General features: G+C 67.3%; 20 protein-coding genes. 4 read left to right on the top strand and 16 right to left on the bottom strand.

The window, feature by feature from the left end:
* Positions 1 to 82: 82 nt before the first annotated feature.
* Positions 83 to 1,291, bottom strand: coding sequence for an SPFH domain-containing protein (locus tag FBY28_RS24980; protein WP_141869831.1), 1,209 nt, complete (start codon positions 1,289 to 1,291; stop codon positions 83 to 85).
* A 66-nt stretch (positions 1,292 to 1,357) separates the two neighbouring features.
* Positions 1,358 to 1,786 (bottom strand): NfeD family protein, encoded by a 429-nt coding sequence (locus FBY28_RS24975; RefSeq protein ID WP_019513151.1) that lies wholly within the window; start codon positions 1,784 to 1,786, stop codon positions 1,358 to 1,360.
* Between the two features lie 57 nt (positions 1,787 to 1,843).
* On the opposite strand from FBY28_RS24975, the gene FBY28_RS24970 reads away from it, so the two are divergent.
* A complete protein-coding gene (locus tag FBY28_RS24970) occupies positions 1,844 to 2,692 on the top strand; it encodes an Rv1486c family protein (protein ID WP_141869830.1) in 849 nt (282 codons plus the stop codon).
* Between the two features lie 18 nt (positions 2,693 to 2,710).
* Here the strand turns inward: FBY28_RS24970 and FBY28_RS24965 are convergent, their stop codons facing one another.
* The 4 genes from FBY28_RS24965 to FBY28_RS24950 all read right to left on the bottom strand — a co-directional run bounded on the left by FBY28_RS24965 (position 2,711) and on the right by FBY28_RS24950 (position 6,457).
* The gene (locus tag FBY28_RS24965) at positions 2,711 to 3,790 is read right to left on the bottom strand and encodes a ferrochelatase (RefSeq protein WP_141869829.1); all 1,080 of its coding nucleotides are present in this window, start codon (positions 3,788 to 3,790) and stop codon (positions 2,711 to 2,713) included.
* Positions 3,791 to 3,806: 16 nt separating this feature from the next.
* On the bottom strand, positions 3,807 to 4,616 hold the full coding sequence (gene inhA, locus FBY28_RS24960; RefSeq protein WP_141869828.1) for an NADH-dependent enoyl-ACP reductase InhA: 810 nt from the start codon (positions 4,614 to 4,616) through the stop codon (positions 3,807 to 3,809).
* A gap of 41 nt (positions 4,617 to 4,657) precedes the next feature.
* Complete coding sequence (gene fabG1 / locus FBY28_RS24955) at positions 4,658 to 5,413, bottom strand: 3-oxoacyl-ACP reductase FabG1 (RefSeq protein WP_023985731.1); 756 nt, start codon at positions 5,411 to 5,413, stop codon at positions 4,658 to 4,660.
* Positions 5,414 to 5,479: 66 nt separating this feature from the next.
* Positions 5,480 to 6,457 carry an AraC family transcriptional regulator gene (locus FBY28_RS24950; protein ID WP_216847939.1) on the bottom strand — a complete coding sequence of 326 codons (978 nt, stop codon included), beginning with the start codon at positions 6,455 to 6,457 and terminating at the stop codon, positions 5,480 to 5,482.
* A gap of 101 nt (positions 6,458 to 6,558) precedes the next feature.
* Between FBY28_RS24950 and FBY28_RS24945 the strand changes: the two genes are divergently transcribed.
* Positions 6,559 to 7,674, top strand: a complete 1,116-nt coding sequence (locus FBY28_RS24945) for an aldo/keto reductase (protein WP_216847938.1) — start codon at positions 6,559 to 6,561, stop codon at positions 7,672 to 7,674.
* Here the strand turns inward: FBY28_RS24945 and FBY28_RS24940 are convergent.
* The 6 genes from FBY28_RS24940 to FBY28_RS24915 form a co-directional block, all read right to left on the bottom strand.
* Positions 7,671 to 8,678 carry a VWA domain-containing protein gene (locus FBY28_RS24940; RefSeq protein ID WP_141869827.1) on the bottom strand — a complete coding sequence of 336 codons (1,008 nt, stop codon included), beginning with the start codon at positions 8,676 to 8,678 and terminating at the stop codon, positions 7,671 to 7,673. The two genes, FBY28_RS24945 and FBY28_RS24940, sit on opposite strands and share 4 nt — an antisense overlap.
* A gap of 73 nt (positions 8,679 to 8,751) precedes the next feature.
* Entirely contained in the window at positions 8,752 to 9,729 is a 978-nt protein-coding gene (locus FBY28_RS24935) for a DUF58 domain-containing protein (protein WP_141869826.1), read from the bottom strand.
* On the bottom strand, positions 9,726 to 10,862 hold the full coding sequence (moxR1, locus tag FBY28_RS24930; RefSeq protein WP_019513142.1) for a chaperone MoxR1: 1,137 nt from the start codon (positions 10,860 to 10,862) through the stop codon (positions 9,726 to 9,728). Before moxR1 ends, FBY28_RS24935 begins: the two co-directional genes overlap by 4 nt.
* A 137-nt stretch (positions 10,863 to 10,999) precedes the next feature.
* Positions 11,000 to 11,680: an NlpC/P60 family peptidoglycan endopeptidase RipB gene (gene ripB, locus FBY28_RS24925; RefSeq protein WP_216847937.1), complete on the bottom strand. Its 681-nt coding sequence runs from the start codon at positions 11,678 to 11,680 to the stop codon at positions 11,000 to 11,002.
* A 72-nt stretch (positions 11,681 to 11,752) separates the two neighbouring features.
* On the bottom strand, positions 11,753 to 13,222 hold the full coding sequence (ripA, locus tag FBY28_RS24920) for an NlpC/P60 family peptidoglycan endopeptidase RipA (RefSeq protein WP_141869825.1): 1,470 nt from the start codon (positions 13,220 to 13,222) through the stop codon (positions 11,753 to 11,755).
* Positions 13,223 to 13,433: 211 nt separating this feature from the next.
* Positions 13,434 to 13,967 (bottom strand): Rv1476 family membrane protein, encoded by a 534-nt coding sequence (locus FBY28_RS24915; protein WP_174241744.1) that lies wholly within the window; start codon positions 13,965 to 13,967, stop codon positions 13,434 to 13,436.
* A 209-nt stretch (positions 13,968 to 14,176) separates the two neighbouring features.
* Here FBY28_RS24915 and acnA point away from each other — a divergent pair, with 209 nt between their 5' ends.
* Together acnA and FBY28_RS24905 are read left to right on the top strand one after the other, a co-directional pair.
* Positions 14,177 to 17,011 carry an aconitate hydratase AcnA gene (gene acnA / locus FBY28_RS24910; RefSeq protein ID WP_141869824.1) on the top strand — a complete coding sequence of 945 codons (2,835 nt, stop codon included), beginning with the start codon at positions 14,177 to 14,179 and terminating at the stop codon, positions 17,009 to 17,011.
* A gap of 29 nt (positions 17,012 to 17,040) precedes the next feature.
* A complete protein-coding gene (locus FBY28_RS24905) occupies positions 17,041 to 17,607 on the top strand; it encodes a TetR/AcrR family transcriptional regulator (RefSeq protein WP_019513137.1) in 567 nt (188 codons plus the stop codon).
* 15 nt (positions 17,608 to 17,622) lie between these two features.
* On the opposite strand, the gene FBY28_RS24900 is transcribed toward FBY28_RS24905, so the two are convergent.
* The 4 genes from FBY28_RS24900 to trxA form a co-directional block, all read right to left on the bottom strand.
* Complete coding sequence (locus FBY28_RS24900; protein WP_023985727.1) at positions 17,623 to 17,814, bottom strand: helix-turn-helix domain-containing protein; 192 nt, start codon at positions 17,812 to 17,814, stop codon at positions 17,623 to 17,625.
* Between the two features lie 99 nt (positions 17,815 to 17,913).
* Complete coding sequence (locus tag FBY28_RS24895) at positions 17,914 to 19,542, bottom strand: ABC-F family ATP-binding cassette domain-containing protein (protein ID WP_141869823.1); 1,629 nt, start codon at positions 19,540 to 19,542, stop codon at positions 17,914 to 17,916.
* Positions 19,543 to 19,566: 24 nt separating this feature from the next.
* Complete coding sequence (locus FBY28_RS24890) at positions 19,567 to 20,388, bottom strand: enoyl-CoA hydratase (RefSeq protein WP_141869822.1); 822 nt, start codon at positions 20,386 to 20,388, stop codon at positions 19,567 to 19,569.
* Between the two features lie 55 nt (positions 20,389 to 20,443).
* Positions 20,444 to 20,797, bottom strand: a complete 354-nt coding sequence (trxA, locus tag FBY28_RS24885) for a thioredoxin (protein ID WP_019513133.1) — start codon at positions 20,795 to 20,797, stop codon at positions 20,444 to 20,446.
* Positions 20,798 to 20,858 lie beyond the last annotated feature (61 nt).

The raw sequence follows: 20,858 nt of genomic DNA, 5'->3' as shown, positions 1-20,858 counted from the left end.
GTCAATATGCCATTAGACCACGCACGCGGTCCTCAAGCAGCAAAAATTGTACGCGGGCGTCAACTACCGGCTCGGGGTGTGGTCATGGCGCGCGATGGGCGCCGTCCTGCTGCGGTGGTTGCGAACCGACGGCCCCCGCGGGTCCGCCGAGTGCCGGCGACGGCGTCGGCGCGCCCAGCGGCGGCACCGGATTGCGCGCCTCGGCCTCGGCCTTGGCGACCGCCTGGGCGATGGCCGGATCGGTCTCGGTGGAGAACCAGTCGGCGACCTCCTCGGCCTCCTCCTCGTCGGACTTCGTCGGGCCGTCATCCACCGGCGAGGGGGTATAGCGGAACACGCCGTCCTCACCGGGCGCGCCGAGCATCTTGGTGAATCCCTGCAGCGCGGAGCCGAAATCGCTGGGCACCAGCCACACCTTGTTGGCCTCCCCCTTCGCCATCTGCGGCAACGTCTGCAGGTACTGGTAGGCCAGCATCTCCGGGGTGGGGCGGCCCTTCTTGATCGCCGCGAAGGTCTTCTCGATGGCCTTGGCCTGCCCCTGCGCCTGTAGGTAGGCCGCGGCGCGCTCACCCTGCGCGCGCAGCATCCGGGATTGTCGGTCGGCCTCGGCGGCCAGGATCGCGGCCTGTTTGGCGCCCTCGGCCGCCAGGATCTGTGCCTGCTTCTGGCCCTCCGCGGCCTTGATGGCCGCCTCGCGGCTGCCCTCTGCGGTGAGGATCATGGCGCGCTTCTCGCGATCGGCACGCATCTGCTTTTCCATCGAGTCCTGGATCGACGGCGGCGGATCGATGCTGCGCAACTCGACGCGGGCCACGCGCAGACCCCAGCGGCCGGTCGCCTCGTCGAGCACCCCGCGCAACTGCCCGTTGATCGAATCACGCGAGGTCAGCGTCTGCTCCAGGGTCATCCCGCCGACGACGTTGCGCAGCGTGGTGGTGGCCAGCTGCTCGACGCCGACGATGTAATTGCTGATCTGGTAGACCGCCTTGGCAGGGTCGGTGACCTGGAAGTAGACGACGGTGTCGATGTTGACGGTCAGGTTGTCCTCGGTGATCACCGGCTGCGGCGGGAAGGACACCACCCGCTCGCGAAGATCGACCCGGGCCCTGATCTTGTCGACGAACGGCAGCAGCAGCGTGAGCTGACCCGACACCGTCTTGCTGTAACGGCCGAGGCGTTCGATGACCGCCGCCTCCGCCTGTGGGATCAGAGCCACCGATTTGGCGACGATGATCACCGCGAAGATCACCAGCACCGCCAGTAGTACCAATCCGGTAATCGCACCGTCCATCAGATCCCCCTCCGGGTTCGACTCTTCGGTCCAGACGACGTGGCGGCCCGGACCGGGTGTTGCGGTCTAGATCTTGGAGACCACCGCGGTGGCACCGTCGATGTGCACGACGGTCACCTGGTCCCCGCTTTCGAACACATCGTTGTCGTTGAGCGGACGCGCCGTCCACACCTCGCCGTCCAGCTTGACCTGGCCGGCATCCCGAGAGACCGGGGCGAGCACCAGTGCGGCGCGACCCTCCAAGGCCTTCGCCGGATCCGGCAGGCCCACCCCGGACAGCATCCGGCGCTTGAGCGCCGGGCGCACCAGCGCCAGCAGCAGCACCGAGACGACGAGGAACACCGCGCCGTCGGCCCAGATCGGCCAGTCGAACACGAAGCTCGCCCCGGCCGCGGCCAGCGCACCGCCACTGAGCATGAGCAGGAACATGTCACCGGTGAGGGCTTCTGCTCCTGCCAGTCCCAGGGCCGCGACCAGCCAGATCCATGCAGGCATGTTCCCAGCCTAGCGAATCCGGCCGTTCCGGCAGGCGACAACTACACTGCGGAAACTATGTGGTGCCCGAGTGCTTCGCTGACGGTATGGGTCAACGCCTGGCTTGCGGGTGTCGCCGCCCCCGACGATGTCCTCGACGCGTTATCACAATGGGCGCCAAAGCATTCCGTTACGGCCTACGATTCGGTCGCGGCCGGCACCACCGGGCTTCCGTGGCCGGACCTGAATCATTCCGGCACCATGTCGCTGCTGCAGAGCATGCGCACCGCAGCCGGACCGGCCGCCGGTGCCCCCGCGGTGGCGTTGGTGCTGCCGGTGCCCGGCGATGTGCGCGGCCTTCCGCCGGACACCCAGTTCCAGCGTGATGCGGTGACGATGGGCGAGGCGATGATCGTCGGCACGCATCCCGGCCGGTTGGTGGGGATGGTGCCCGAATACGCCTACGAGGACATCGACGATCCCGATTACGAACCCGATCCGGTGTCACTGGCGTGGACGCTCTACTCCGTGCCCGGACCCGTCGTGCTCGAGCATCACGATCTCGGCGAGGCCGAGTACACGCTGCGGTCTTCGGTACGCTCGGCGGCCGACGCCCTGAGCGCGTTGAGTGCCGGTATCGGCGTCGCCGACATCGACGATCCGCGTGGCATGGTCGAGCAGTTACTGGAGGCGACACGTTTGCACCGGTTGCCCGATCACACCCCCGAGCGGGCGCTGCGGGTGCTGGAGAACGCGGCACATATCGACGCCATCATCACGGCGAGTTCCGGCCTGATCCCGATCGGGCTGCAGACCAGCTCGGAGGTTCAGATCGCCTCGGACACCCTGCGGCCGTTGGCCTCGGTGGTGCGCACGGCCAGGCTGGCAGCGATCAGCGCGATCCTCTACTCGGCCTGGCGGCGCTGATCGCCGGCCCGGTACCGCTCAGCGGGTGGCCGGACCCGAGCCGGGACGACCCGCCTGCGCGGGCGCCGGGACGCACGCAGGGGTACAGAAGTTCCCGTTGAGACTGTTTCCGTAGCCGGGAACCGGTTGCGGTCCAACGACTCTGGCCGGAGCCTGCTCCGACTGGAGCTCGTCGATCAGGCCGACCACCAGTTCGGCGAAACGGCGCTGTGCGTTGGGAGTGGTCGCCCTGGCCAGTGCCACGCCCGCGGCGTCGGCCTGCTCGGCCAGTTCACTGTCCAGATCCCAGATGACCTCGATGTGGTCGGCGACGAAACCGATCGGGCAGACGATCACCGCGTCGACCCCACGCTCGACGAGCGCCTCGAGATGATCCCCGACGTCGGGTTCCAGCCACGGCACCTGCGGCGGGCCCGACCGGGACTGCCAGACCAGATCGAAATCGGCATAACCGGCCGCGGCCGCCACCAGCCGAGACGCGTAGCCCACCTGCCGCTCGTAGAGGTCCTGGCCGCACCGGTTGGCCGCCCGTAACGGGATGGAATGTGCGGTGAACACCAGTCGCGCCCCCGCACGCCGCTCGGCGGGCAGGGTCCCGGCGGCGTCGGCGATGGCGTCGGCGAACATCGCCACGAACAGCGGATGATCGAAGTACTGGCGCAGTTTCACCAGTTCGGGTGCCGGACCGCGGCCATCATCGGGGACCGCGGATCGGGCCCGGGCAATGTCCTCCTGGTACTGCGCACATCCCGAGTAGCCGCCCCATGCCGACGTCGAGAACACCGCGGCCCGGCGAACGCCGTTGTCGCGCATCGCAGTAACGGTGTCTTCGACGAACGGCTCCCAGTTGCGGTTGCCGAAGTACACCGGCAGATCGCGGCCCCGGTCGGCGAGCACGCCCTCGATCTGCTCGATGAGCGCCCGATTGATGCCGTTGATCGGCGAGACACCACCGAAGTGGTGGTAGTGCTCGGCGACCGCCGCCAGCCGCTCGGGCGGGATCCCGCGACCGCGGGTGACGTTCTCCAGGAACGGCATCACCTGATCGTGTCCCTCGGGCCCACCGAAGGACAGCAGCAGCAGCGCGTCAAAGTGCATGGGGTTGCACGCCTTCCTACAGCAGCTGGGTGCTGGCGCCGCCGTCGGCGTAGATGATGGTGCCGGTGGTCGCGGGCAGCCAGTCCGAGAGCAGGGCACAGACGGTCTTGGCCACCGGGGTCGGGTCTTTCATGTTCCAGCCGACGGGAGCGCGCTGGTCCCAGCCCTCTTCGAGCAGGCGCATCTGGTCACCGGCCTCGGCACCGAGCGCACCACCGACGATGGCGCTCATCGCCAGCGTGCGGATCGGGCCTGCGGCAACAAGATTCGAGCGGACACCGAACGGTCCCGCTTCTCGCGCGACGAACCGGTTGACCGATTCCAGGGCGCTCTTGGCGACCGTCATCCAGTTGTAGGCGGGCATCGCGCGCGTCGGGTCGAAGTCCATGCCGACGATGCTGCCGCCGCTGTTCATGACGGGCAGGGTGGCCTTGGCCAGCGAGGCGTACGAGTAGGCCGAGATGTGGATGCCCTTGGCGACATCCTCGTAGGGCGCGTCGAAGAACGGGTTGACGCCCATCCCGGTCTGCGGCATGAAACCGATCGAGTGCACCACACCGTCGAGCTTGTTGCCCTCGCCGATCACCTCGGTGATCCGGCCGGCCAGCGAATCGAGGTGCTCGCTGTTCTGCACATCGAGTTCCAGCAGCGGTGCCGGATTGGGCAGCCGGTCGGCGATGCGCTGGATCAGCTTCATCCGGTCGAACCCGGTGAGCACCAGCTCGGCGCCGGCCTCCTGGGCCTGCTTGGCGATGTGGAACGCGATCGAACTGTCGGTGATGATCCCCGTGACGAGGATGCGCTTACCGTGCAGAAGTCCTGACATGTCCTGGTTTCCTTTCTCGTGGCGCTGCCGCGGCGGTAGGTCTAGTGACCCATTCCCATACCGCCGTCGACGGGGATGACCGCGCCGGCGATGTATCCCGCGTCCTCGGACGCCAGGAAGCTGACCGCGCCGGCGACGTCGGCGGCGGTGCCGACTCGCTTGGCGGGAATGAACTCCAATGCCCCGGCCTGGATGCGCTCGTCGAGCGCGCGGGTCATCTCGGTGTCGATATAGCCCGGGGCGACGACATTGGCGGTCACGCCGGCCTTGGACAGCTCACGCGAGATCGACCGCGCCATCCCGATCAGGCCGGCCTTGGCGGCCGCGTAGTTGGCCTGATTGCCGATGCCCCACATGCCCGACACCGAGCCGATGTAGATGATGCGGCCGAAACGATTGCGCTGCATGCTGCGCGACGCACGCTGGGTGACCCGGAACGCGCCGGTCAGGTTGGCGTTGATGACCTCGGTGAAACGCTCCTCGGTCATCCGCATCAGGAACGCGTCCTTGGAGATACCGGCGTTGGACACCAGCACCTCGACGGGCCCCTGATGCTCCTCGACCTCCTTGAACGCCCGGTCGATCGCGTCGTTGTCGGTCACGTCACAGACCACCCCGAACAACCCCTCGGGGGCACCGGATCCGCGGTGGGTGACGGCCACCTTGTGGCCGTCGGCGGCCAGCCGCTGGGCGATGGCCAGACCGATACCGCGGTTACCACCGGTGACCAGCACCGAGCGGGAGACGAATGGGGGACGGCCGACCGGGGTCGCTTCGGTAGCAGCGCTCTCACTCATGTAGGCCAACTTAGTGCCTGACTTGCACAGTCCCGAAATCGCATCACCGTGGCCGATCACGGCCGATCACGGCAGCGGCGGGGCCGGCGCACTCCCCCGGGCCGCATCCCGTCGTGGTGGCGCACCGAACATCCGACGGTATTCCCGGCTGAACTGGGTGGGGCTGTCGTAGCCCACCAGGTGTCCGACTCCGGCGACATCGCCGGCATCGGCCGCCAGCAACGCCCGTGCCTGCTGGAGCCTGATCTGCTTCTGGAACTGCAGCGGGCTCATCGCCGCGGCGGCACGGAAGTGCCGGTGAAAAGACGAGGGACTCATTCCGGCCAATGCCGCGAGATCGGCGATCCGCAGCGGCTCGGCATAGTTGTCGCGGATCCAGCGGATGGTCCGGTTGATATGTGCCGAGACCCCGCCGGTGGTGCCGATACGGGCCACCAGTGCCCCGTGCGGACCGGTGAGCAGTCGCCACAGGATCTCTCGTTCGACGAGCGGGGCAAGCACAGCGGCATCGTCGGGATGCTCCACCAACCGGGTCAGCCGCAGCACCGCGTCGAGCAGCGCGGGTTCGGCCGGCCCGCTGGCCATGGCCGGGCCCGCCGGCCCGCGGACATTTGCCGGATGGAGTCGGCCGCCAGCGGCGAGCAGCAGTTCGGCGATTGCGGCCGGGCGCAGGACGAGCCCGACACCGAGTGCCGGTGTGGCGGCATCGGCTCCGACGAAGTGCCCGCTCACCGGCATTTCGGCGGCCACCACGAGCATGTCGCCGTCGCGGTACTCGAACATCCGGTCACCGAGCAGGAGCCGCTTGGCGCCTTGCACCATGACCACGAGCAACGGTTCGGTCAGGGAGTACTCCGGCTCCGATGTGTCGACCCGGGAGAGCAACAGACCGTCGATCGTCGTGGTCATCGACGTCGCCGCATGGGTGTCCACCAGCCGGCGCAGTTCGGACAGCATGGCCGCGGTGGTGCTCTCCGCTGTCATGTGCTCGGTGGTCATGTGCTCGGTGGTCATGTGCCCGGTGGTCATGTGCCCGGCGGTCATGTGCTCAGAGAATCACGAACTGCCCGATACCGCCATGGTTGCGTGGATCAGGCAGGAATCAGATCGGATCGGTCTACCGCTGGACCGGGCCGCACGGTTGCATGAAACGAGTAACCACCAGCCCGATCAAGGAGATCTCGATGTCGCTCGACCATTACGTCACCCTCGGCCGTTCCGGCCTGCGCGTCAGCCCATTCGCGTTGGGCGCCATGACCTTCGGCGAAGATGCCGGCGGCGCCGGCTGCAGCCCCGACGAGGCCAGGACGATCATCTCCAGCTACCTCGAGCACGGTGGCAACGTCATCGACACCGCCAATTTCTATACCAACGGACACTCCGAGAAGATCCTCGGTGACTACTTCGCCGCTCACCCGAACCGGCGTGATCGTGTCATTCTGGCCACCAAGTTCTTCACCAACATGTTCCCCGGCGACCCAAACGGCGGCGGCGCAGGCCGACGCTCGATCATCGCCCAGCTCGAGGAGAGCCTGCGCCGGCTGCGCACCGACCACATCGACCTGTACTGGTTGCACAACTGGGACCGGCACACCCCGATCGAGGAGACCATGCGCACCCTCGACGACCTCGTCCGCGCGGGCAAGATCCGGTACCTGGGGTTCTCCAACATCCCGGCCTGGGTGACCGCCCAAGCCCAGACGCTGGCACTGTTGCAGGGCTGGACGCCACTGGTGGCGCTGCAGATCGGCTACTCGCTGCTCAACCGCGGGGTCGAGGCCGAGGTGGCGCCGCTCGCACTCGACCAGGGCCTGGCGCTGGTGCCGTGGAGCCCCCTGCAGAACGGCTTCCTGTCCGGTAAGTACCGCCGCGGGGCGCAGGTGCACGACTCGGCGCGTGCCGCCTTTGTCGGCGGTCCGACCGAGGGCGAGTTCGACGTCATCGAGGCGGTCGGCGAGGTCGCCGAAGAGCTGGAGACCACATCGGCCGCCGTCGCACTCGCCTGGCTGCGCGCCCGCCCCGGGACCGTCGTGCCGATCCTCGGCGCACGTCGACTCGACCATCTGCAGACCAACCTGGCAGGGCTCGATATCGAGCTGACGCAGGGACAGCTGCAGCGGCTGGACTCGGTGTCCGATCCCGGTCTGCGACCGGCGGTGGAACCCGAGCTGCTGGCCGCGCTGCAGTTCGCCGGCGCAACTGTCGATGGTCGCCGCTCGGGCGAGTACCCGCCGCTGGCGGCCGGCACCGCCCGTTACTAGCCGGGCAGGCGGCGGTTGATCAGCAGCGCCGCCAGCGCCGCCAGCGCGAGCACCAGTGCACCCAGACGCAGCCAGCCGACACTGGCATCGCCCTTCATGGTCTCGTACCCGATCTGCTCCTGCAGCGAGCTGAACACCGCCTTGAGCTGTTCTAGGCTGGAGGCGGTGAAGGCCTCGCCCCCGGAGAGTTCGGCGATCTTGGCCAGCATCTCGTCATCGACCGGCACCGGTTGCCGCTGTTCGTTGATCTCGACATACCCGTACGGCGTGCCGAAGGACACCGTCGAGATCGGCACACCCTGGTCCTTGGCGGTGCGCGCGGCGGTATAGGCGCCCTTGGGATTGTCCGGATTCGACGGCACCGTCTCCTTGCCGTCGGACATCAGCACGATGCGCGCCGGCGGGGGCTCGTCACCGCCGCCGATCACTGCGCCGACGGTGGCGATGGCCTGCAGGGCGGTGAAGATGCCCTCGCCGGTGGCGGTCCGATCGGCCAGCTGCAGCTTGTCGATCCCGTTCTTGGTGGCCTCCCGATTGGTCGTCGGGGACACCAGGACCGTGGCGGTACCTGCATAGGCGATGAGGCCGAGGTTGATACCGGGCGTCAGCTGATCGGCGAACTGCTTGGCCGCCTCCTGGGCGGCGACGAGCCGGCTGGGCGCCACGTCGGTGGCCCGCATGGACTGCGAGACGTCGATGACGAGCATGACGACGGCCCGGTTACGCGGGATCCGTACGTCATTGGTCGGTCCGGCCATCGCGACGGTCAGCAGGGTCAACGCGGCGACGAGCAGGATGGCGGGTAGATGGCGCCACCGGCTGGGCTGCTTGGGTGCAACCCGCTCCAGCAGTTCCATATTGGCGAATCGCAGGATCCGCTGTTTACGCGCCCGCTGCACCACGATGTAGAGGACGACGAGCCCCAACACCGCGAGCAGGAAGAGAAAGAACCATTTGTGTTCGAAACCCGACAGGCTCATCGGCCCGAGCAACGGCAATGTCATGTGTGCCTAGTCATTTCAGTATCGATTGCCCCAACCACGCTCATCGGAGCTTGTCTGCTCTTCGCGCAAGCGCTCATCGCCCACCCGCCATGGCGCCCCGGCGCCGGTCCGCGACGAAGCGCACCACGTCGGCAATCCAGTCCCGGTCGGTGCGCAAGGTGAGCAGCGGTGCGTCGCAGCGCCGCAGGGTGCGGGCGACCTCGGCGCGGTGAGCGGCCGAGGCCCTCGCGAAATCGTCGCGCAGCTTCTCGTCGATGGTGAATTCGCGGGTCACCCCGGACTCGGTGTCCTGCAGGACGACATCGCCGACATCGGGTAGCTCGACATCACGGGGATCGATGATCTCGATGCCCAGCACCTCATGGCGGCCCGCGATGGCCCGCAGCGGCCGCATCCAATCGATGGGGCCGAGGAAGTCACTGATGATGACGGCCATCCCCCGGCGGCGCTCCGGCCGGCGCAGCGCGTCGATGGCACCGGCCAGGTCACCGCGCACACCGAGCGGCGCCTGCGGTGTTGTCGCTATGGCACGCAACAACTCCTGCTCGTGCAGTCGACCCGACAGCGCGGGCACCCGTTTCATCGTCTCACCGTTGGAGATCACCGCCCCGATCCGGTTGCCACCCCCGCTGTTGAGGAAGGTGATGGCCGCCGCCGCGGCGACCGCGAGATCACGCTTCTCACAGCCGGTGGTGCCGAAGTCCAGGCTGGACGAGACGTCCACGACCAACCAGGTTTCCAGCTCCCGGTCGGCGATCATCTGCCGCACGTGGGGCTGGGTGGTGCGCGCGGTCACCGACCAGTCCATCCGGCGGACATCGTCGCCCGGCTGATACATCCGGGACTCCCCCGGCTCGGAGCCGGGCCCGGGGATCAGACCGAGGTGGTCACCGTGCAGTACACCGTCGAGCTTGCGGCGCACCGTGAGCTCGAGTTTGCGAAGCGCCGCACTCAGTGCGGGATCGCGGATCTCGCCGCGCTTGAGCGAGGGCAGGTCGACCGTCCGTCCTGGCTTCGGCGGAGCCGAACGATCCGGCCCGGTCCCGGTCACCGACCGCCGGCCGCCGCCGCGGCGGGCACCCCGGGAGGCGCCGAGTTACCCTGCTGCGGAATGGCATTGACCTGCGGCAGACCGACGGTCTGCATGATCCGGTTGATCACGGTCTCCGCCGAGACCTCGTCGGCCAGGGCGTCATAGGTGAGCACCAGACGATGCCGCAGCACATCCGGGATCACCTCGACGACATCCTGGGGGATCACGTAGTCGCGACCGCGCACGAGCGCCAGGGCCCGCGATGCCGAGATGATGCCCAGCGAGGCGCGCGGCGAGGCACCGTAGGCGATCCAGGCCTTGGCGTCGGGCATGCCGAACTTCTCCGGCTCACGGGTCGCGGTGACGATGCGCACCACGTAATCGACCAGCGCGTGGTGCACGAAGTTGTTGGCGGCCACCTCCTGCAGCCGCAGCAGGTCCCCGGTGTTCAGGATCTGCTTGGGCTCAGGCGGTTTGACGCCCATGCGGTAGATGATCTCGCGTTCTTCCTCGGGCGAGGGATAGTCGACGTTCAGTTTGAACAGGAAGCGGTCGCGCTGCGCCTCGGGCAGCTGGTACACACCCTCCTGCTCGATCGGGTTCTGGGTGGCCATCACCAGGAACGGCGTCGGCAGCGGGAAGGTCTTTCCGCCGATGGAGATCTTGCGCTCGGCCATGACCTCGAGCAGCGCGGACTGCACCTTGGCGGGCGCGCGGTTGATCTCGTCGGCAAGCAGGAAGTTCACCACCACCGGACCGAGTTCGATATCGAACTCTTCCTGGCCCTGCCGGTAGATGCGGGTACCGACGATATCGGTGGGCACCAGGTCGGGGGTGAACTGGATGCGGGCGAAGGTTCCGCCGACCACCTTGGCGAAGGTCTCCACGGCGAGGGTCTTGGCCACACCGGGCACGCCCTCCAGCAGCACGTGCCCCTTGGCGAGCAGACCGACGAGCATGCGCTCGACCAGGCGGTCCTGACCGACGATGATGCGCTTGACCTCGAAGATCGCGCGCTCGAGGGTGTGTACCTCCTGCTGCAGGCCGGAACCCGCGGGCGGTGCGCTCTGCGTGCCGGGCGGGTAGCCCTGCGTCGGGGCCGGGCCTTGATAGCCTCCGGCGCCCTGCGGCGGCCCACTCGGTGACGTCATCTAGCTTCCTCCCACGGTCGATCTACAACAAACTCGCTGGACTTCGGTGGCGACCGCCGAGCTGGCCGGGCGTCCGCCGTCAACTATTCCAGGCAGTCCGGAATCCGTCGACGTCGCCCGCCCGGCGTGCCGTGGGCTCAGGACTCGATGACGCGCACCAGGTGCGGGGACATGCCCGCCGTGCGCAGCGGGCTGACGGTCACCTTGCCCGCCGAACCGGAGGCCTCCAGCATCTTGCCGCCACCCAGATAGATGGCCACGTGCTGGCTGCCGCCGGGGCCCCAGAAGATCAAGTCGCCGCGCTTGGCCTGCGACGGGGAGATGGCGCGACCGCCGGAGGTGTACTGATCGCCGGAGTACTTGGGGATCTGCACACCGACACCGGCGAAGGCGTACCGGGTGAAGCCCGAGCAGTCGTAACCGATCTTGCCGTCGTCGTAGTCGACACCGGGGCCGGGACCGGTCAGGGTGCCGCCGCCCCACGAGTACGGAACGCCGATCTGGGAACCGCCGCGGCGGATGACGTACTCGATGGCCTGCGGGCCACGCACCCGGGCGCCGGGCAGCAGGCCGCCGGTCGAGGCGGCCGGAGCGGGTGCCAAGCCGATGGACTGCAGGAACTTCGACCCGAGGCTCTGGGTGGTCTCCAGCGCGATCTTGCTGACCTGGAACGAGGCGTTGGCGATCGCCACCGGATCACCCGGAGCGCCCGAACTCGGGCGCGCGGGCAGCGTCGGGTCCCACTCGCCGGGGTCGGCGGTGGCGGGCGCTGCGGCACCGATGGCCATCGCGGCGGCCACCGCCAGTGCTGCCAGCACCCGGGTCAATGTACGAAAGCGTGTGGAGTTCAAGGAATTCCCTACGTAGTCAGTGCTTTGTAGTCAGTGCTTCTAGTACTCGATGTAACGAACGGCGTACGGGGTCATCCCGCTGGTGCGCACCGGCGAGATCTTGACGGTCGAACCGGTGTAGGGGGCTTCGAGCATCTGGTTGTTGCCCAGGTAGATCGCGACGTGCTGACTGCCGCCGGGCCCCCAGAACAGGACATCGCCGCGGCGCATCTGCGAGGTCGGGATCTTGCGGCCCATGTCGTACTGCGCGCCGGAGTAGTGCGGCAGCTTGATACCGACGCCGGCGAAGGCATAGAGCACCAGCCCCGAGCAGTCGAAACCGACTGTGCCCGCGCCTCCGTCGATACCGTTGCTCTTGCCTGCGGCATTGCCGCCACCCCAGGAGTACGGCACGCCGATCTGCGACATCCCCCGCTTGATGACGTACTCCGACGCCGCCTGGCCGTTCACCCGGGGAATGGCCCCGTTGTTGGTGAAACCGGTAGGGGTGGGCAGGATGCCGAGCTTTTGCAGGAAGTTGCGACCCATGTCGGCGGTCAGCTGGGCCGATGTCTGCATGATGCCCAGGATCGCGTTGATGATGGCGATGGGATCACCGCTGACGAAGGCGCTGGGAATCGCGGGAAGCGTCAGATCCCACTGGCTGGCCTGCGCCGGGGCCGGGGCTCCGCCGGGGGCGCGGTCCCAGTCCGCGCTGGCGCCAGGGGCGGCCGGACCGGGCGTACCCGGGGCTCGTCCGGCCGGGGCTCGTCCGGCCGGTGTCGTCGCGGCCGGCGCCGAGGGAGCCGCCAGCGGCCGCGCGGCGTCCAGCTTCGCTTGTGCGGCAGCGCGTTCGGCGGTCAGCCGGTCGAGCTCGCCCTGCTGGGACCCGAACGTCTGCTGCGCCTGGGTCAAGCTGGCGACGGCGGCGTCCTGACTGGACTGCGCGTCGGCGGCGGCCTTGTCGGCGTTCTCTTTGGCCAGCCTGGCCGCGGACTCGCGGTTGACCTGCTCGGTGCGCGCCTTCTGCAGATCGCCCATCACCTGCTGGGAGTTGACGGCCAGGGCCTGCCCGGCGGCGGCGGTCTGCAATGCGGCTTCGGGATCGGCGGCGGTCAGATAGGAGGCCGACGGACCGTTGACGTAGGCGGCCACCGCGTAGGTGTCGACACGGCGCTGCGCGTCGGCGATGGCGGTGTTGGCATCGTCGACACCGCGCCGACTGGCCTCGACCTCGGCGGCCGCGGCGGCGGCGTTGTCGCGTGCGTTCTGCACGTCGAGCAGCGCCTTGTTGACGCTCTCCTGCTGTAGCTGCACGGCGGCACCGAGATCCTGCAGCTTCTGGTTGGCGTCGGCGACGGCCGCCACGAGGGCGGCGATGCCCTCGGGTTTGGCCGGATCGGCGATCGCGATCGGTGCGGCGATCGGGCCATCGGGCAGCACGCCGGCGCACAACAGGCCGACGGTGACCGGGACTGCGCAGATCCGTCCGTAGAAGCGGGACGCGGAGGCGCCTGGGGTGCGTCTCATGGGACTCAGGTCTCCTAGGGCTCAACGCGGACTACACGGCACTGCGGATGAGTGTCAGCAGTCACATCAACCACAGCTGCAACACCAAACACTGTTTGCACCGTACGTCACATCACGCCCTAAAGAAACTTTAGTCACAAATTACATGAATGTAATTGGAAACAGCGTTATCGAATAGTGATATTCGAATTCGAGAAAGGGGTTGCGGCGTTTACTCGGCCGACGGAGGAGGTGCCGTTTCAGCAACGGCCCGCTTGGCTCGAACCTGCAGTACACGGGTCAAAACTGCGGCCGCGGCAACGGCCAGCACAAGCACTGCGGTAAACGGCGCCCAGGGAAAGTCCGGGGTCTGCAACTCGGTGACGAAATTCTTCGAAGATTGGACGGGATCGCCCGTTTTCGCAAGGTCCTGACCCGCCTCGAGGGTGACCCTGTCGAATTCCTGACTGTAGGTGCCCGCATAGAACGGGCTGATGGCCAGCACGGTCGATCCCGGGAAGTCCTGACCCACCTCGGTGGCGATATCGCGCAGCGGGGTGTCGATCGGCGGGTTCTGGTCGATCACCACGATCTTGAGGTCGATGCCCTCGGCCTTCGCGGTCGAGACGACCTCGCGCAGACCGGCGATATCCGCTCCGGCCGGAGCGCTGACGCCACCGTCGCGCACCTGATCCTTGACCAGGTTCATGTCGATCCCCGGCGGGATGTAGGCGGGAAGGTGTGGCACAACATGCGGTCCGGTCACCACCGCACCGTACCGCCGCGCATCCGGCGCTGGAACATCCGACTCACCGGTCGGCGCGTGGGGAGAAAATCTGCCCGACGGGCTCGCATCGAGCCGAGGACTGGACAAGACTGGACCCGACCCTCCCCGCCTTGCAGGACAAGCGTACTGTTAGGGTCAGCATGCCGCCGACACAGCCCGTCGCCGGCAGGATCTAACCGGGAGTTGATGTGAGCAACGACAACACGGCCAATTCATCCTTGAACTCATTTGGTGCCCGCGACACGCTGACCGTCGGGGACAACAGTTACGAGATCTACCGTCTCGACGCAGTACCCGGAACCGAGAAACTGCCCTACAGCCTCAAGGTGCTCGCGGAGAACCTGCTGCGCACCGAGGACGGCGCGAACATCACCAAAGAGCACATCGAGGCCATCGCGAACTGGGATCCCTCGGCCGAGCCGAGCATCGAGATCCAGTTCACCCCCGCGCGCGTGCTGATGCAGGACTTCACCGGCGTTCCCTGCATCGTCGACCTCGCCACCATGCGCGAGGCCGTCGCGACCCTCGGCGGCGACCCGAACAAGGTCAACCCGCTCTCCCCCGCCGAGATGGTCATCGACCACTCCGTCATCCTCGACGTCTTCGGCAATGCCGGCGCCTTCGAGCGCAACGTCGAGCTGGAGTACGAACGCAACGGCGAGCGCTACCAGTTCCTGCGGTGGGGTCAGGGCGCCTTCGACGACTTCAAGGTCGTCCCCCCGGGCACCGGCATCGTGCACCAGGTCAACATCGAATACCTCGCCCGCGTGGTGATGACCCGTAACGGGGTGGCCTACCCGGACACCTGTGTGGGCACCGACAGCCACACCACGATGGAGAACGGCCTCGGCGTGCTGGGTTGGGGCGTCGGCGGCATCGAGGCCGAAGCCGCCATGCTGGGCCAGCCCGTCTCGATGCTGATCCCGCGTGTCGTCGGGTTCAAGCTGACCGGCGAGATCAAGCCGGGCGTCACCGCGACCGACGTGGTGCTGACCGTCACCGACATGCTGCGCAAGCACGGCGTGGTCGGCAAGTTCGTCGAGTTCTACGGCAAGGGCGTTGCCGAGGTACCGCTGGCCAACCGCGCCACCCTGGGCAATATGAGCCCCGAGTTCGGTTCCACCGCAGCGATGTTCCCGATCGACGAGGAGACCATCAACTATCTGCGGCTGACCGGGCGCAGCGAGGAGCAGCTGGCGCTGGTCGAGGCGTACGCCAAGGAACAGGGCATGTGGCACAACCCGGACAAAGAGCCGGTCTTCTCCGAGTACATGGAGCTCGACCTGTCCACCGTGGTGCCCTCGATCTCCGGCCCGAAGCGTCCGCAGGACCGCATCGAACTCACCGATGCCAAGAATGCGTTCCGCAAGGACATCCACAACTACGTGGAGGAGAACCACCCCGCGCCGGAGACCAAGCTCGACGAGGCGATCGAAGAGTCCTTCCCCGCAAGCGATTCGGCGACGCTGTCGTTCGCCGACGACGGAGCGGTCATCCCGAACGCGTCCAACGGCGCCGAGGGACGGCCGTCCAAGCCGGTCACCGTGCGCTCAGAGGAACGGGGCGAGTTCGTGCTCGATCACGGCGCCGTCGTGGTCGCGGGCATCACCTCGTGCACCAACACCTCCAACCCGTCGGTCATGATCGGCGCCGCACTGCTGGCCAAGAAGGCCGTCGAGAAGGGTCTGACCTCCAAGCCGTGGGTCAAGACCAACATGGCGCCCGGCAGCCAGGTGGTCACCGACTACTACAACAAGGCCGGCCTGTGGCCCTACCTGGAGAAGCTCGGCTACTACCTGGGCGGTTACGGTTGCACCACCTGCATCGGCAACACCGGTCCGCTGCCCGACGAGATCTCGGCGGCCATCAACGACAACGACCTGTCGGTGACCGCGGTGCTGTCGGGTAACCGCAACTTCGAGGGCCGCATCTCCCCCGACGTCAAGATGAACTACCTGGCCTCCCCGCCGTTGGTCATCGCCTACGGCATCGCGGGCACCATGGACTTCGACTTCGAGACCGATCCGCTGGGCCAGGATCACGACGGCAACGACGTGTTCCTCAAAGACATCTGGCCGACGTCGCAGGAGATCCAGGAGACCATCGCCTCCTCGATCAACCGGGACATGTTCACCGAGTCCTACGCCGACGTGTTCAAGGGTGACGATCGGTGGCGTTCGCTGCCCACCCCGGAGGGCAACACCTTCGAATGGGCCGAGGACTCCACCTACGTGCGCAAGGCGCCGTACTTCGACGGCATGCCCGCCGATCCGGAGCCGGTCGCCGACATCACCGGTGCGAGAGTGCTTGCCCTGCTGGGTGATTCGGTGACCACCGACCACATCAGCCCGGCCGGTGCGATCAAGCCGGGCACCCCGGCCGCGCAGTACCTCGACGCCCATGGCGTGGAGCGCAAGGATTACAACTCGCTGGGCAGCCGCCGTGGCAACCACGAGGTGATGATCCGCGGCACCTTCGCCAACATCCGCCTCAAGAACCAGCTCCTCGATGACGTCTCGGGCGGTTACACCCGCGACTTCACCCAGTCCGCCAGTGCGAAGGACGCGCCGCAGGCGTTCATCTATGACGCATCGGTGAACTACCAGAAGGCAGGCATCCCGCTGGTTGTGCTGGGCGGCAAGGAATACGGTTCGGGTTCGTCGCGTGACTGGGCTGCCAAGGGCACCTCACTGCTCGGAGTGCGCGCCGTCATCACCGAATCCTTCGAGCGCATCCACCGGTCCAACCTGATCGGCATGGGCGTCATCCCGCTGCAGTTCCCGGCCGGAGAATCGGCGGCCAGCCTGAAGCTGGACGGCACCGAGACCTTCGACATCGCGGGCATCACCGAGCTGAACGAGGGCAAGACGCCGAAGACCGTGCATGTCACCGCCACGAAAGAGGACGGTTCCAAGGTCGAGTTCGACGCCGTGGTGCGTATCGACACCCCCGGTGAGGCCGACTACTACCGCAACGGCGGCATCCTGCAATACGTGCTGCGCAACATGCTCAAGGCGAACTAGGAGATCGGAAGAAGTAGCGGGAACCACCCGTGCCACGGGTAACCGACGACCATCTGGCGGCACGTCGTCGCCAGATCCTCGACGGCGCTCGGCGTTGTTTCGCCGAGTACGGCTACGAGAAGGCGACCGTGCGGCGGCTCGAACACACCATCGGGCTGTCGCGCGGCGCCATCTTCCACCACTTCAAGGACAAGGACACCCTGTTCTTCGAGCTGGCTCGCGAGGATGCCGAGCGGATGGCCGATGTGGCCGCGCGCGAGGGCCTGATCCAGGTGATGCGCGACCTGTTGGCCGCACCGGATCAGTTCGACTGGCTGGTGACTCGTCTGGAGATCGCGCGCAAGCTGCGCAACGACCCGGCCTTCCATCAGGGCTGGGCGGAGCGGTCCGCCGAATTGTCGGCGGCCACCACGGAACGGTTGCGCAAGCAGAAACAGGCCGGGCGCCTGCGCGATGATGTGCCCGGGGCGGTGCTGCAGACCTATCTGGACCTCGTGCTCGATGGTCTGGTCGCCCGACTGGCCTCCGGCGAGGACACCGAGAACCTCAGCGCGGTGCTCGACCTCGTCGAGGAGTCGGTGCGCCAGCCCGGCTGAGGCACCGCCGAGGGGTCAGCTGGCGCGCCTGCGATGGTTGGGTCCGCCCCGGCTGCGCATCCGGGTGCCCGACTCGCGCAGCATGCTGTGCACGGATCCGTAGGACCGGCCGGTCTGAGCAACCAGCGAGCGGATACTCGCGCCGCGCTCGTAGGCGCTGCGCAAGTCGGACAGCACCTGCTCACGGGACTTGTCGGATTCAGTCATCGATTTCTCCCCACTCCCGATCCGTGTGCGCGAGTACCCAGACTAGGAACCGGTAAAACGCATGCGGGGGTAAATCGACGAAAAGCCTTGCAGAAGGCCCTATGCCAGCTCGATGAGGTCCCGGTACTCGGTCGACCAGAAGTCCTCGGTGCCATCCGGCAGCAGTACCACCCGCTGCGGGTCCAGGGCTTCGGCCGCGCCGGGATCGTGCGTCACCAGCACCACTGCGCCCTGATAGCTGCGCAACGCGTCGAGAACCTGTTCGCGGGAAGCCGGATCGAGGTTGTTGGTCGGCTCGTCGAGCAGCAGCACATTGGCCGTGGAGGCCACCAGACCGGCCAACGCCAGCCGCGTCTTCTCACCGCCGGACAGGGTGCCGGCAGGCTGATCGAGCTGCGGCCCGGTGAACATGAAGGCGCCCAACAGACCTCGTAGTTCCTGCTCTCCGGTGTCCGGTGCGGCGTGCCGGATGTTCTCCCAGACGGTCGCGGCGTTGTCGAGTGTGTCGTGTTCCTGCGCGAAGTAGCCGATCTTGAGGCCATGGCCGGGGACAAGCCCACCGGCGTCAGGAGTTTCGGTACCGGCCAGCAATCGCAGCAACGTCGTCTTGCCTGCGCCGTTGAGCCCCAACACCACCACGCGGGAGCCCCGGTCGATGGCCAGATCGACGCCGGTGAACACTTCCAGCGAACCGTAGGTCTTGGTCAGACCCTTCACCACCAAGGGTGTTTTACCGCACGGTGCAGGTACCGGAAACTTGATGCGCGCCACCTTGTCGGCCACCCGCTCGTCATCGAGCTCGGCCATCATCCGCTCGGCACGACGCAGCATGTTCTGCGCGGCAACGGCTTTGGTGGCCTTGGCGCCCATCTTCGCCGCCTGCGCCCGCAGCGCGCCCGCCTTCTTCTCGGCATTGGCACGTTCGCGCCGGCGCCGCTGCTCGTCGGTGGCGCGCGCATCGAGATAACGCTGCCAACCCATGTTGTAGACATCGGCCTCGCCGCGAACGGCGTCGAGGAACCAGACCCGGTTGACCACATCGGCCAACAGCTCGACATCGTGACTGATGACCACCAGACCGCCGGTGTGGTTCTGCAGGAACGTGCGCAGCCAGCCGATCGAGTCCGCGTCGAGGTGGTTGGTGGGCTCGTCGAGCAGCAGTGTCGTGGCCGATCCCGAGCCGGTGTCACTCGCGGCGAAGAGGATCCTGGCCAGCTCGACACGGCGGCGCTGACCGCCGGAGAGGGTGCGCAGCGGCTGGGTGAGCACGCGGTCGGGCAGTCCCAGGCTGGCGCAGATACGGCCGGCTTCGCTCTCGGCCGCGTAGCCGCCGAGGGCGGCGAACCGCTCCTCCAGTTGGCCGTACCGGCGTACCGCCTTGTCCCTGGCCGCGTCGTCGGCGACCTCGGCCATCAGCACCTGTTGCTTCTCCAGATCCGACAGCAGGGTGTCCAGGCCGCGCGCGGACAACACCCGGTCGCGCGCCAGCACGTCCAGGTCACCCTCCCTGGGGTCCTGCGGGAGATAGCCGATCTCGCCGATGCGCTCGATCTTGCCCGCATAGGGCTCACCCTCACCGGCCAGGATGCGCATCGTGGTGGTCTTACCGGCGCCGTTGCGCCCCACCAGGCCGATCCGGTCGCCGGGCTGGATGCGCAGCGCGGAACCCTCGATCGACAGCAGAGTGCGCGCCCCGGCGCGGACCTCCAGGTCCGTTGCGGTGATCACGCTGCTGCTCTCCTCGGGTTGTCGTCATCTGTCGTCGGTGAATACGGCCGACCGCCTATCTTTGCGCGCCGCGACCGCTTCTTCAAAGTTGGCGGTGAGCAGCCGCACATACAGCTGCCCCAGCCCCTCGGCCTGCATATGGCCTTCCAAGCTACCGGCGTCCAGTCCACTCCACAGCGTGCGCTTGGTCAACTCGATTCCCGGCCGGGAGAACGCGGCGATCCGCTGCGCGGTCTCGAAGCAGCGTGCCAACAGCTCGTCATCGGGTACCACACTGGACACCAACCCGATCCGCTCGGCCTCTGCCGCGTCGACATCGCGACCGGTGAGCATGATCTCGAAGGCCCGCGACGCCCCGATGGCCCGCGGCAGCAGATAGGACAAGCCCAGCTCGCTGGCCGTCAGCCCGTTGTTGATACCCGCCGCCCGAAAGTACGCCCCACCCGCGGCGATTCGGATATCGCAGGCCAGCGCCAGGCACAGGCCCCCGCCGATGGCCGCACCGTTGACCGCGGCGATCACGGGCTGATGCAGCCGGCGCAACGCCAGGATCACCTCGTCGAGGACCTCCATGGACCGCAGCGCGAACGCGGGCCTGGTGAGACCGTCGACATGGGGCACGGAGCCGGCGGACTTGTGGTCGGCGCCGGAGGAGAACCCCCGGCCGGCACCGGTCAGCACGACCACCCGGACGGAGTTGTCATGGTGCAGATCGCCCAGCACGGCGCGCAGCGGCACCATGACGTCGAATGCCATCGAGTTCATCCGCTCGGGCCGGTTCAACGTGACCAACGCCACGCCGGGCGCCGGCTGGGAGACCTTTACGAATTCACTGTGTTCAGTCACGCCGTGCACGTTATCGCGGCACGGCCCGCCCGATGGCTCAGTCGACGATCGACCGTCAGTTCTGCTGCGACGCGATGGCCGCGTCGACGTCGAACTCCTTGATCTTGGTGATCAGCTCCTCGAGCTGAGCGGGACCGAGCGCGCCGGACTGACGGAACACCTGGTGTCCCTTCTTGAAGGCCATCAGGGTCGGGATGGCCTGGATCTCGGCGGCCTGTGCCAACTCGGGCTCGGCCTCGGTGTCCACCTTGGCGTGCACGATATCGGGGTGCTTGTCCGCCGACGCTCCGAACGTCGGGGCGAAGGCGCGACAAGGACCGCACCAGGTCGCCCAGAAGTCGACGATGACGATCTCGTTGTCATCGATGACCGACTTGAATTCGGCTGCGGTGATGTCCTTTGTACTCACGTTCTTCCTAACGTCGGGGCGGCAATCCCAATTCCCGGTGCCAATTCCCAGTATGTCCCGC

This window comes from Arthrobacter sp. SLBN-53, from assembly GCF_006715585.1.
In the GTDB taxonomy this organism is placed as follows: Bacteria; Actinomycetota; Actinomycetes; order Mycobacteriales; family Mycobacteriaceae; genus Mycobacterium; species Mycobacterium neoaurum_A.
Note: the sequence above shows the minus strand (reverse complement) of the source record. Positions and strands in the feature narration are given on the sequence as shown.

Excerpts from the sequence above, each read along its gene's own strand:
- FBY28_RS24980 (WP_141869831.1), bottom strand. The coding sequence starts at position 1,291 with ATGGACGGTGCGATTACCGGATTGGTACTACTGGCGGTGCTGGTGATC.
- FBY28_RS24975 (WP_019513151.1), bottom strand. The coding sequence starts at position 1,786 with ATGCCTGCATGGATCTGGCTGGTCGCGGCCCTGGGACTGGCAGGAGCA.
- FBY28_RS24970 (WP_141869830.1), top strand. The coding sequence starts at position 1,844 with ATGTGGTGCCCGAGTGCTTCGCTGACGGTATGGGTCAACGCCTGGCTT.
- FBY28_RS24965 (WP_141869829.1), bottom strand. The coding sequence starts at position 3,790 with ATGCACTTTGACGCGCTGCTGCTGCTGTCCTTCGGTGGGCCCGAGGGA.
- inhA (WP_141869828.1), bottom strand. The coding sequence starts at position 4,616 with ATGTCAGGACTTCTGCACGGTAAGCGCATCCTCGTCACGGGGATCATC.
- fabG1 (WP_023985731.1), bottom strand. The coding sequence starts at position 5,413 with ATGAGTGAGAGCGCTGCTACCGAAGCGACCCCGGTCGGCCGTCCCCCA.
- FBY28_RS24950 (WP_216847939.1), bottom strand. The coding sequence starts at position 6,457 with ATGACCGCCGGGCACATGACCACCGGGCACATGACCACCGAGCACATG.
- FBY28_RS24945 (WP_216847938.1), top strand. The coding sequence starts at position 6,559 with ATGAAACGAGTAACCACCAGCCCGATCAAGGAGATCTCGATGTCGCTC.
- FBY28_RS24940 (WP_141869827.1), bottom strand. The coding sequence starts at position 8,678 with ATGACATTGCCGTTGCTCGGGCCGATGAGCCTGTCGGGTTTCGAACAC.
- moxR1 (WP_019513142.1), bottom strand. The coding sequence starts at position 10,862 with ATGACGTCACCGAGTGGGCCGCCGCAGGGCGCCGGAGGCTATCAAGGC.
- ripA (WP_141869825.1), bottom strand. The coding sequence starts at position 13,222 with ATGAGACGCACCCCAGGCGCCTCCGCGTCCCGCTTCTACGGACGGATC.
- FBY28_RS24900 (WP_023985727.1), bottom strand. The coding sequence starts at position 17,814 with ATGACTGAATCCGACAAGTCCCGTGAGCAGGTGCTGTCCGACTTGCGC.